General features: G+C 34.3%; 6 protein-coding genes and 1 pseudogene. 1 reads left to right on the top strand and 6 read right to left on the bottom strand.

All coding sequences use genetic code 11. The features are described from left to right. Window positions 1-125: 125 nt before the first annotated feature. Window positions 126-481: pseudogene (locus ACX6U0_RS09660) on the top strand (DUF3427 domain-containing protein); the annotation flags it as partial. Between the two features lie 35 nt (window positions 482-516). Here the strand turns inward: ACX6U0_RS09660 and ACX6U0_RS09655 are convergent. The 6 genes from ACX6U0_RS09655 to ACX6U0_RS09630 form a co-directional block, all read right to left on the bottom strand. Next, window positions 517-906: a (deoxy)nucleoside triphosphate pyrophosphohydrolase gene (locus ACX6U0_RS09655; protein ID WP_464959741.1), complete on the bottom strand. Its 390-nt coding sequence runs from the start codon at window positions 904-906 to the stop codon at window positions 517-519. A gap of 200 nt (window positions 907-1,106) precedes the next feature. Further along, window positions 1,107-6,629, bottom strand: a complete 5,523-nt coding sequence (locus tag ACX6U0_RS09650; protein WP_464959740.1) for a DEAD/DEAH box helicase — start codon at window positions 6,627-6,629, stop codon at window positions 1,107-1,109. 15 nt (window positions 6,630-6,644) lie between these two features. Further along, on the bottom strand, window positions 6,645-7,730 hold the full coding sequence (locus ACX6U0_RS09645; protein ID WP_464959739.1) for a hypothetical protein: 1,086 nt from the start codon (window positions 7,728-7,730) through the stop codon (window positions 6,645-6,647). Next, a complete protein-coding gene (locus ACX6U0_RS09640) occupies window positions 7,717-9,636 on the bottom strand; it encodes a hypothetical protein (protein ID WP_464959738.1) in 1,920 nt (639 codons plus the stop codon). Before ACX6U0_RS09640 ends, ACX6U0_RS09645 begins: the two co-directional genes overlap by 14 nt. Then, window positions 9,637-11,355 (bottom strand): competence protein CoiA family protein, encoded by a 1,719-nt coding sequence (locus tag ACX6U0_RS09635; protein WP_464959737.1) that lies wholly within the window; start codon window positions 11,353-11,355, stop codon window positions 9,637-9,639. 186 nt (window positions 11,356-11,541) lie between these two features. Then, window positions 11,542-12,234: a DNA/RNA nuclease SfsA gene (locus ACX6U0_RS09630; protein WP_464959736.1), complete on the bottom strand. Its 693-nt coding sequence runs from the start codon at window positions 12,232-12,234 to the stop codon at window positions 11,542-11,544. Window positions 12,235-12,335 lie beyond the last annotated feature (101 nt).

Raw genomic sequence — 12,335 nt, 5'->3', positions numbered from 1 at the left:
CACTAATTATATCATTATGTTATATGATTTTGTAGAAAACATGAAGAAATATTAAGTATTATTTATTAATAATATTCACAAAATGGTAATTACTTAAATAAATAAAGAGGGAAATAGCATAAGATGTAATTAGAGTTGGAGATCAATACTGTTTATTCATTAATCTTAATAAGCATGACAAAATTGATGACCACCTTAAATATCATAATTACTTCATGGATCCAATGAACTTCCATTGGCAAAGTCAGAACCAAACAACGCACGAATCTACAAGAGGTCAAGATTACATTCATCATAAAGAAAGAGTTATTCACATTCACTTATTCGTACGAAAATTTACCGAAATTCATGGCTTGACGCTTCCATTTACTTATTTAGGTGAAATTGATTTGTATCTAGTAAAGGAAATAGTCCGATGAATATTCATTGGAGACTTCATGATGCTGTACCTCAAGATTTGTTTATTGATTTGATTAAATAAAACGAAAGGCGTTCTCTTAATAGAGAACGCCTTTTTTACATCATTAACTTTTCTACTGTTGGTATGTCGGCTGGAGCCCATTCGAGTTCGTGAAGTTCTGATACTTCTTTCCACTCAAGTTTTGCATGCTCACTTACGACTGGTGATCCATTAGTAATCTTTGCTTCATAAGTTAGAAGATTTACGATAATTGCTGGATATTCGTGAACTACTTCTTCCACAAAATCAGCAACTAAGATTTCGCAGCCTAATTCTTCTTTAATTTCGCGAACTAGAGTTTCTTCTGGTTGTTCGTCTTTTTCGATTTTTCCTCCTGGGAATTCCCAAAGGTTCGGTAAGCTCATTTCTGGTGAACGTAGTGCGCATAGGATTTGGTTTTGATTGTTTCGGATTACTGCTCCTACTACTTTGATTTGTTTTTTCAATTATTTAAGTCAGTCCTCTTTATTTAGTTTTATTATTTTTTTTAATGGGACTAATTCAATTTAATAATTTTTTTGAAACTATATTAGTTAAAAATTACACTCAATATGAGAAAAAAGGGTAGTCGAATAAAACCTACCCATTTTACTATAATCATTTATCTTCTAACCCTTACCTTTAATAAATTTGAGCGTAACTAATATTAGAAATTTAAATAATTCTTCACTTTGTTATACACAAGAGGAAGATTATGATTTATCAGATATTCGTTAGCTATATATATCTGCTCTATATTCTCTTTAACCAACGGATGCAGTTCTTTTGCTTCTAATTCCTCAATTAATGGTGGTGACATAACAAGTGGTAGTTCATTATTTATTCCTTTTACAACAAAAGGAAATAAGATACCATTAATAATTTCATTAGGCTCACATTTATAGCCGTCTAGCTGTAGTAATCGAATTAATGGACTAAGTTTGAGAACTTGATTAGAGATATTGTCAAATTCAGGTACTTTCCCATTTAAAATGTACTCTAACATTTCAATTCCGAGCTTTCTGTCTAGTTGAGTGTGAAAATACTGGTTTTTATAATGACGTAGACACTCTGTACAGGAACGATCACATTTAGCTGGACATTCAGTTAATATTTTATGTGTGCGCTGAAGAATGGTATTTAAATTCTCTCCTGCCTGTTCTGCGTAACCGGCACCCCCAGACAATGTATCAAATAAGTATATGTCTGCACGTAGGGACATTTTCTTAGGATCATTGTTAACAAGCCTATACCCAGTCTGGAATTCAGTAGGATCAATATCAAGCTCTTGACTTGCAGCCAATAGAATTGCTTCAGAAAGAGTTCTTAATGTATCATTAAGAACTGCAATTGAAGTATTCGAGCTTAAATTTTTTACTAAAGGCGCTTTAATATTTAATCGAAGTAAGAGTAAATCCGATCTAAACTCATACCCCAAGTATACTTTTTTAAATTCCCCATCACATCTTGATGGAACGTTTATTCCCGGTCTTGTCTCTACACTGTAAGGTCGATTGTGAAAACCTTTTCTTGGGTTATTGGGATCAAATACGGAAGCGGAGCCACATTTAGTACAAACTAAAAAGCCCTCATTATTGTCATCATTTCCTTTATTAACCATTACAAGACGTCTGTCACGAGCATGAGTAAAGGAAAGATTTTCACCTTGATAAACCCAATCAGTAAGATCGTCCTCTGATAAAGGCACAGGGAATTGAGCTGAAGTTGCATAGGTATACTCCTGGTTACTATCTCCTGATTGAGCTGATTTCCCTTCATTGGGATGAAATACCTCGGGTATCAGCATATCTCCTTTATCTAATTCCCGTTCCCCACAAATTGGACATTTCTCTAGTTCTTCTTTATCTAGCTCTCTATCCTGAACATAATTACAACGCCTACACGTTACATAACGATTTAAATTTTCTCTAAACAAAGGGGCTGCTCTATCAATATCTGTTACTAATGAAGAGTTAGCAGTAATTCCACCGGATTTATATGTTATCTTATCGACCACAATCTGTCTGCCTGGAGCATACTCACTTAAGGCCGAGTCAATTGACTGCTGTGGTCTTTCGATTACTGATACTTTTAAGCCCCCTCTTTTATATTCAGTTTTTTCAATAGCAAAACTGCACAGATTTGTTGGGAAAGCGTAACTCGGAAGTATTCCTTGATCAAATAAAAAACCGAGGAGTTCATCTCTTCCTGCCCAGGTGTCAGAATTATCACTTTCTTCTTCTTCCTCCTCTATTTCTATTAAATCTGCTCTTGGATACTGCCCAGCATCTGCTATATCTTGTAATTTTTTTATTAATTCCTTTGAAACTTGACCAATCCATTTTACTTTTTCATCAGATACCCCCTCCGGAAGCCACTGTACAATTTGGTTCATTAATCTACTGGAATTACTCTTTAAAACATTCGAAAATATCCATGCTTTAAATTCTTTTAGATTAAGTGGAGAGGAACTACTAAAATTAAAAAATTCGCTAGCAGGTCCTAAAACCGAGAAAAGATTATTTGATGTACTTAAAATATGACCGTTATCTATCATTTCATGGAAGAAGGTCTGAAACAAAAATGAATGTATATGTCGTTTTGCAATTTTAGCGTTATCAGTTTTGATAAGTGGCATACGTGGTGCACCAGCTACAATTTCCTGAGGGTTATGAAAATAATGGCTATCGTGCGGCCCACCTTGTGCATACGTAATTACTGTAGATACTGATGAACCACGTCGACCAGCACGACCAGCTCTCTGCTGATAGTTTTCTCTTTGTGGGGGAACATTCCTTAATCCAACAGCCACCAAGGAACCAATATCTATTCCTACTTCCATAGTCGTTGTACAACTCAGCACATCTATCGGCCCCTGATCCGTATCATCTATACTTGCATCCTGGAATCGCAGCTCATATTTCTCTGTTGTAGCAAAGACGACGCCCTTATCCTTGTTAGAAAGCTGGGCAGTATGCTCTTCTGCAGATATATGTTTTGGTCTCGTTTCACCAACTAGTGTTTGAACCACTGATTGACGAAGAAATCCTTTTCTCGAACGGATGTATTCATTATTATTAGGATCGATTTCCTCAATTTGATTACTTCCACAATTTATACATTTATTTGAAAAATTGACTGGTGATAGATTAATGCACTTCTGACAGTTGTACCATTTTTGATCTGTATCTATTGTTAGTACAACAGCATTGCCCTTTAGAACATATAGATCACCTACATTATGACAAAGCCTTGCCCTAAACACAGCTTCAATATCATCAATTTGTTTTTTATTACAATTATAAATTTGTTCTAATAAACCTCGCATCTCTTCAGAAAACTTACCTACCGCCCCCCAATTATCCTGAGGATAACCAGCAGCTTCACGTCTTACTGATTCGGATATCAATTGAGTAGTCTCAAAAGCAAAAAAAGAAAGAACGTCTTCAATGAATTTAAATGTAATCGCTTCTACATCAGAATCTGGTATAGTATCATTTATCCTTTTAATATCAGTTTGAATAGCCTTTATATTGCTTGGCATTACATAGCCAACGGTTGCAGCTTTAAGAGAGAATTGATTACTGCATAGCTGACGTAATAATGCACGGTAGTAGCTAGGTGTGGGCTTGACATCCCAATCATTTTCAAGTGCATCATCAAGAGAATTATCATAATCCTCTCTAAGTTCATTAACTGCACGAAGTAAAGCAAGTCTATCCTCGCCATCGAAAAATTGAAGATTGTACTGCGATACTACCGATATAAACGACCGATATAATAATGAATTAATGACTGGCTTCTTTTTCATATTCACTTTTAATTTATATGCAGCTAAAGCTAATGCTTGCCTAAAGGAATCCCATTCAACCTCTCTCGGGATATCCCGAGCCAGACGTGCAGCTTTTTGTCTCCCATCTGAAAAAAGCAAAACCTTTCTACCTCCATTAGGTGTTTCTAAAGATTCAGATTTGCTAGGCGGTTGAAGAAAAAGCTGCGATTTAACAAGATTTGCAAAGGGAGCCTCTCCTTTTGTTGCTAAATCCATTATTTTACTAGGTCCTCTCCATTTTTTTAGGCAGACTGGGCACGATTTGAATTTTCTGTGATTCCCTCCTATTTGACCTACAGGCTTAAACACCTTAATAAAGCCATCCATTGTACTCGGCTTTTTATCAAACATTTTTCCAGTTGTTACATCCAACCAGCATTCGATACAATCTTTTAATGCATTTTCATGTGGCTCAAGTCCAACTAGAAGCTCTATTTCATAAAGCTCATCAGTCTCGTCCTCTTCTGTGCCAATAAAGTTAGTACGCTCGTGGAGAATAAAGCTTCCTTCAGGGCCTCGAGTATATCCTCGTAAAATTGCTGTTCCACAATCTCTGTGGGTCAATAGCTCAAATACTCGTGCCTTTGCATCACAATTACAATGCATAAGTGGTACTGTATAAAGTCTTCCTAGAATGGGCATTGCCGCTGATTCTTTATCACGTCTTTCTGTACATTTAGGATTTGTACAAGCATACAGTCCTGGAAGACCTCGATAAAAGAGATGTAATCTAGTTGGTAAAAATATCTTATTATCTGAAATTCGACGAGCATAAGAACCAAGTGCAATTAAGGATTCTGTTGCAGATCTTGCTAATTGCTCTGATATTCCTGGAAACAATGTGTAGGATAACTCATTAAGCTTCATAGCCTTCCCACTAACATTTTTAACCAATAGCTCTGCCGGCCCCCAGTTTGTAAGCTTCTCATATAGGTAATCAGCTAAATTATTATTAGGCTGATTCCATCCAAGCTCAGGCGCAATTAAAGACACAGCATGCATTGCAGCATTTATATCTACCCCAGCTTTTTGAAATTCTCCTAGGTTTAGTATAGAAAGTGCCTTAGCTTCCGCCAAGTTCCCTGGCCTTTCACCTTGCCTAAACTCTTTAACTCCCTTTATAAGCTTTAGCTTTAAAGTTGAATTTTCAGAGAGCCCAGTAAGCTCACGTGCAAAGCTTTTCACGGCGTTTTCAGCCTCTATACCCTCTCCTAAGCTTGCACTTGTTAGTATACAACGTAGTTGTTCTCTTTTAATGCCTAATCTAGCAGTTAATCTTCTTATTAACAAAGCAACCTCTGCACCACCCGTTCCCCTGTACATATGTGCCTCATCAAGGACTAAAATAAGCTGATTTTTTGGATTTGACATTAGCCAATCCTTTGTTTGCTGAAATATTGAACGTTCAATAGGGCGAATAAGCATATATTCAAGCATTGAATAATTTGTAATAAGTATATCTGGACAATATGCCTGGATTTCTTGTCTGGTTAACATTTCTCTATCCTCAGGCTGTGTCTTTAATCTAACCTGCCAGTTACGTTGAATTCTTTTTTTTCCTTTTCTTTTACCACTATTGTATGTGCCCTCAACCTCTTTATCCTTTCCATAAAACTCTACTAAATCCTTACTTGGCCATTTCCCCTTATCCTTTAGCTCCTCAACAGCCTGTTGATTTTCTGCATGTTTTAGATAAAAGTCTTCAAATATAGGCATTAAGTGAAGCATATTTTTACTAGCGTTAGACTCACCTGGATAAGGAGTTCTGGAAGTGTAGGACCCAAAGCGAACAGGTCTATTCCTACCTTTTTTTAGAATATTGGCAACTCTTTCATCTCCAAATAGCTTTCTAATTCTACCTAACTGGTCATTAACTAATGCATTCATTGGATAGAGAAGAATTGCACGACACCCTGGCATTGAAGCAGTTTCGGGCTGCTCAACCCCCTCCTTAGCCAAAGCACCAAGAATGGGCATAAGGAAACTTTCCGTCTTACCGGAGCCCGTACCAGTTGCTACTATAATGTCATTTTTTTCTCCTAGAAAAACTTCAAGTGCCTCTGATTGGTGCATATATGGCCTTGGATAAACCCCTACTTGTAGTTTCGACACCTCATTAAGTGCTTCCTTTGCAGAATAAGGGATATCTAACTCATTAAAGGATTTACCGACTTCATAGCTTGGTGTAGATTCAACATAAGGGTCTTGTACTATATTTCCAACTTGTTCTAAAAGCCTTAGCCTTTCTGCAATTAAGCTATTATCACGAATATGATACGCTGATTCTAGATACGATTTTAGTGTTTCATGCAATTCTTCCGCTAAAGCGAACACTCCATATGATACATTTTCATTCATTAAAAGCTCCCCTTTTCACCTCTTAATAAATACATACCCATAATTCTTTAAATTCTCTTCAACTATCTTTCTATTCTCATCTAATACATAATAAGCTGTTTCTTCAGATGACTTAATTTTGTACGAATACAATAGTATAATTCTCTCAAGTGATAGAGGTAGTTGGGGATATATTTTCAATTTCCCATCAGTCCAACGCCCAGTAAGCTTTCTTCCATGTAAATTCCTTAAACCTAGTCTTAACCATGAAAGAATCTCTTTATCTTTTATTGGAAGTTCCTTAATAATTTGCCCATTCTGGAATACACCAAGAAAGTATAAAACTCGTTTATCTCTTGTTCTACATAAAAGTACTGCTTTGTTTGGTAAGTCGCCACAAACCTCAACAACTCTAATCCAAGGTGATCTAAAATTTCGATTTGAAGTAAAGGAAGTAAAGACTTCATAATCCTCATAGGAGGACATGGAATTAGCACCTTCCTTAATTGCATTCTCTAACTGAGACTTAGTCCAATCAGATAAGTCCTTAGGAACCCAACCAACCCACTGTGAATAGGGCTGCCATAATGCTTTATCCTCTATAGCACTTTTTAAAATCGTACCCTTTTTAATCACTCTTCCTAAACCTTCTTGCAAAATAGACCCAGTAATATTAAAGGCATTTGTTGTAGAACAACCACCTATAAATGCAATATCTTCTTTATTAGGAAGTTGAATTAAACGTATCGGAGTAGGAACCCAATATCCATTCCCAACATGAAGAATATCACCCAGCTGTTGTAAATTATCAAGCATTCGCTTTATATTTTCAGTTCCTAATGGATGGTCATCCGTCAATAAATTATCTTTAATAGAAGCATTTACAGGCCATACTGCATCAAGTTGTTGACGTAATACATACATAATTTTTCTTATATGCACTGCTTTAATTTCACTGCCTGGATTATCACTGAATTCGTTATTAGTTAATTTTTGGATACAGTCTCTTAGAAATTCTGAAATAATAGCATTCTGCTGAACTAGTTCAGATTGAAATATAGGAAGCCTTAAAGCAATTATCAGGTGCCTAAGTAGTTCATCTTGTTTATCAATAAACCGCATGTTCAAAACCACCAACCAACTCAGGTGAATACTTTGTTAGAAGAAATCTGAAACGATCATCGTTTTCTACAAATTCAGTAAAATCTACAAGCTTACTACTATCAAGATGTACAACCATTGGAATTATCCATCCAAATATTGAAAACTCAAATGGATTGTCAAATGTTGATGCCATTTCACTTCCATAAGAGTCAGCAACAATTAAGGATCTACGCCAAAGCGGACCACCTAAGGTGTAAAGCCAATTAGGTATTATTGATTCATCCCAGTTATATTCATGAAGTGAAGAAGGAACTTCCCTATTGAATATATCTTTTTCAACAAAACCAATAGGACCACTTGTAGATGGTTTGTCCATCCACTTAATTGAATCTATGTTAAGTAATGGACCTAGTTCAAGAAGATTAGATCCCATAGGTAGCATTGATGGTCCTTCTGAAATTGTACTAAAAAGTAATAAGGACTTATAGTTAGGACGAACCTGAAATATTCTATCAATAATAAACTGAGAAATACTTAGACCATAAATATCAAATGCAGAACGATTAATACCTTCAAGAATAACTGCTGTAGGAGAATTCGCAGCTTCATATTCTTCTATTATTCTTTCAATTACTGCATCAATAGAAGAATCAATACAGCCATATGGAATTTTTATAATTCTATATGAATCACCAGTTAGACAGGAGGCGCATCTCTCGGCAACCATTGATGCTAAGGAGCCCTGAAAAGATACCATTTGTCCGGAAACTAGTCCAGCCATAATCTCTCTCGATAAACGTCGTGCATGAGGTAATTTAATCCCCAAAAGGTTTAGATTAATTTCCAAATGTTTAACAGATTCTTTTAAAGAATTTAAATTGACTATGTCAGTATGTTTTATGTTGTTTGGAAAACCGACTTTTGTTTCATTATAATTTTGATCCTTAGTAATATTATCAAAATCTTTTTCAGTTTTAATTTCCACACTTTTCAGATCATCAATTTCCTTCATCAGCATCTCAACACTAGTATTTAAGTTTTCATTATCAGCAATTAAATTATTGATGCAAAAATTTTGCTTTTCCTGATTTAAATCTAGTTTATTAACACTGTTATTAATTAAATTAATCTCATTTCGCAAATCCTTAACTAATGTTTTAAATTCTGTATATCCAGTCTGCAGGGATTGATTTAACTCATTTTGAGCTTTTATGTCAACAATATCCTGACTCTTAATTTTCTCTATTTCATTTATCATTGATACTATTTGTTCTAATTCCTTCTTGGTTTTGTTTAACTCCTTTGAATTGTCCATTAAGGCCAAATTTAAATTATTAATAAGTTTATTTGTTGAATGCAGTTGACTAACCTGAACTGATTCCTTTTTAATAGTGTAAATTTGAGCCTCTAAGGAACTTATTTTAGACTTTAATTCACTAGGATTTTCCTTTGGAACGAACGTTAATAGCTTGTCTACTGCCTCATCCTTAGGAAATGGGCTGAACAGTATCCAATTCGTAAGGCTTTTTTGGGTGATATTTCCTATGTGTCTTTGACTTATAGATTTCTCTATCACTTCTTGTCGCTTTTCCGATGAACTGAGTAATTCGTCTATAACTTTTTCTAGCATCTTTTTATTTTGAATATCAAAGATATTATAAAGAGCAGATTGATATTCCGTATAAGCAAGCCAAATATTTTGTAATAAACTCCAGTCTTTATCATTCCAGGATGAAGAACGTTTAAAATACAAATTTAGTCGAATATCTGTACCCTTTCCTGATCTAAAGCCGTTTAACTTTGGTAAATGCTTGAGGATAACCTCCAACCTACCTTTATCTAATGCATGTATAACCTCCATAAAATCATTAATATCAGCATTTATTATTCTTTCTTTTGCATCTTGTGTATATTTATTGGTCATTTAATTTCCCCCATACCTCACTCTATTAATACTTATTACCTTTTGAACTTCATTAAGGAGATTCCAGCAATATGGAGCAAGATCTACTGGCCACTTCCTTCGAGAAATTATCTTTCTTAATATTTTTTGATCAATTTCAGAGAATATAGAAAGCTCAATTTTTTTGTAAATTATAGTATATCGTGCATTAGTCCTAGAACTGGATAAATTTAAAAGATTGTATGCACGTTCTCTCCATTTATCCCCTAAATCTAAAATAAGATTAGATGAATCACTCTGTTTTTTAGTTGGTTCAACTTTTAATCTCCCGAACACACCCGCATCAATTGAAAAATAACCTTTATTAAGGTTACTTAGGCTATTTAATAACTCAAGCATTTTTTCTTCAAAATCTGTTGGTTCCTTATTTTCTTGTACCTCAATTGTTGCCATATAAAGAGATTGTTCTTCATTATTAGCATCTAGCCAATTAAGGCGAATTTTTACATATGCTGGAATATAAACCTTAGTAAATGTAACATTACCTTCATAAGCTCTTTTTACCAATTCTATTGCCTCATTATTGTACAAAAATACTTCGTATTCCTCTAAACTCTTATTATCAATCGCAAACAATTTAACACCTGAAATATTTAAGGGGTAAGAGGCATTTACATCAACTATAATTTGCTGATTTCCTTCTATATGATCATCAAGCCAAATATCATTTCTTCCAGCATCCAGATGAAGTTGAACCACTGTAGGAACTCTACCATCTCCTTTAAGCTTCTTAGTTACTCCAGTTTTTGCATTATAGCAATTGACCACCTTCCATTTACTTGCTCCACCCTTTCCAATAATTCCTAAAGTAACCGTATTGTCGTTTTGGATAACATAACTGCCATCCGGAAGTCTATATTCAGGAAAGGGATTAATTAATTCAACCTCTGCTGGAGGTTGTAAAACCGAGCGCCCTGTATTCTCAGATACCCACTTTTCAACCTGTTGATTGTATTTTTCAGGTAAACGTAAATATACTCCTTCCCAGGCCATATAGTCCTTTAAAGGTACAGTATGAACCACATTCTTCGATGGAAACCATTTAGGTTTAGAATTTATCGTCCATAGTAATACGTATGATCTCCCCCAATACAATGAACCCTCATCGTTTAAAAGCTTCCCACCAAAAGGCGAATATCGAAAAACATTTAAATTTATTGTACTGAGACCAAGAATAGGCTGGCTAATTCGATTTCTCCATCTTCCTTCAGGAATATTATCCAAAACTAAAGAAAAAGGACCTACTCTTGGAGATATCGGTACGCGTAGTCCTCCACTTTTTATTGTTGATGCTGGAATATTTCTCTGACCTCCTAAAGCAAATGGTAAACGGACTGTTCCGATATTTACATCAGGCTCAGGAATACTTATTTCTAATGACCATTTAAACGTCAGACTATGTTCATTTGCTAGTCTTATATATAACCCTAATGTACGATATGGTGCTTCACGCTCTTTTTGATAGTTTTGTGAGTGCGCCTCAACTCCTAAGGATATATAAAGCTCACAGTCTAATTTTGCTTGCTTAGAATTATGTGCAAAATGCGGAACCTTTCCGCTACCTCTTCTAAGAAAAACAGGAGATCTACATATCGGACACACATAATAGGGTCCTCTTGTAATAGTTAGATCAGAGGCTATGACTTTTTTACCATTTATAGAATTAATTGCGTATTCCATGTATAACCTCCAATTAATATTATTTTATTCCGTCTAGTACATTTTTTAATTTGGTAATCTAGCATTTACTCCTAGTAATAAATAAAAAAATGCCTCTAAAATTATTTATATTATGATATAATTACAATTTTTATTTTCATTAAATAACGCAATATTCCTAAATTTATAATATATTAAAATATATAACTATATAACTATTTGTAATTTTCTAAAGCTCACAACTTGTTTCCCATCTAGGTTAACTGATATCCCTTTCATCTCAAGACCTTTGTTTAAACATTCATTAAGTAATCTATAATATTCTGAAGCTGTCCTGTCAATAGTAATTCTTCGAACGATTGGGCTTAATGAAACAAAGTAATAATCAACTTTATATCCACTATCCAAAAGATTTTTTATATGAGTTAACTGAGTTATGGCCCTTTCAGAATGAACTTTAGGAAATTGAGTCTCTTTTCTTATATCAATAATCGCCTTGGCTTCAATAATTTTGTCACCATTATTTGAAAACTCCTTTATTACTAAATCAGATTTATATCCATTAATAATTGCTTCTTTTTTTATTGAGTAAACAATAGAATCCTGTAATATATTTTCTGTTATATAATAACTAAGTATATCATTCACTTTATTAAGGTTTAATAGAATATACTTGTTATAATATTTTACTGCAAATAGTGAATATTTGGTTCTAATTTTATTGCCTGTATTCTTGGTTAAAATTACTTTTTTATTTATTAAATTTATATAGTTTTCCATTCTAGAGGAGCTTGGAACGTAACATTCTTCTTTTATCCCATTTATCAATACTTCGCATAGAAATCTATTTTTACTTTCTTTTATAAAAATACCTTCAACTGTTTCAATTAAATTAAACATAATAAATGCTCCTAATAAATATTTATCTTTCTTTATAAGTATACTTAAAAAACAGCATATTAAAAGCCTCAGGTAAGAATCCCTAGAGGCTCGGTTTAAAT

The sequence above is a fragment of the Gottfriedia sp. ABJ_BB2_2 genome, assembly GCF_055484705.1.
The sequence above is the reverse complement of the archived record's forward strand: the minus strand, read 5'-3'. Positions and strand labels throughout refer to the sequence as shown.

What these genes read in the sequence shown, in the direction of transcription:
- ACX6U0_RS09650 (WP_464959740.1), bottom strand. Translation starts at nt 6,629, where the DNA reads ATGAATGAAAATGTATCATATGGAGTGTTCGCTTTAGCGGAAGAATTG.
- ACX6U0_RS09645 (WP_464959739.1), bottom strand. Translation starts at nt 7,730, where the DNA reads ATGCGGTTTATTGATAAACAAGATGAACTACTTAGGCACCTGATAATT.
- ACX6U0_RS09640 (WP_464959738.1), bottom strand. Translation starts at nt 9,636, where the DNA reads ATGACCAATAAATATACACAAGATGCAAAAGAAAGAATAATAAATGCT.
- ACX6U0_RS09635 (WP_464959737.1), bottom strand. Translation starts at nt 11,355, where the DNA reads ATGGAATACGCAATTAATTCTATAAATGGTAAAAAAGTCATAGCCTCT.
- ACX6U0_RS09630 (WP_464959736.1), bottom strand. Translation starts at nt 12,234, where the DNA reads ATGTTTAATTTAATTGAAACAGTTGAAGGTATTTTTATAAAAGAAAGT.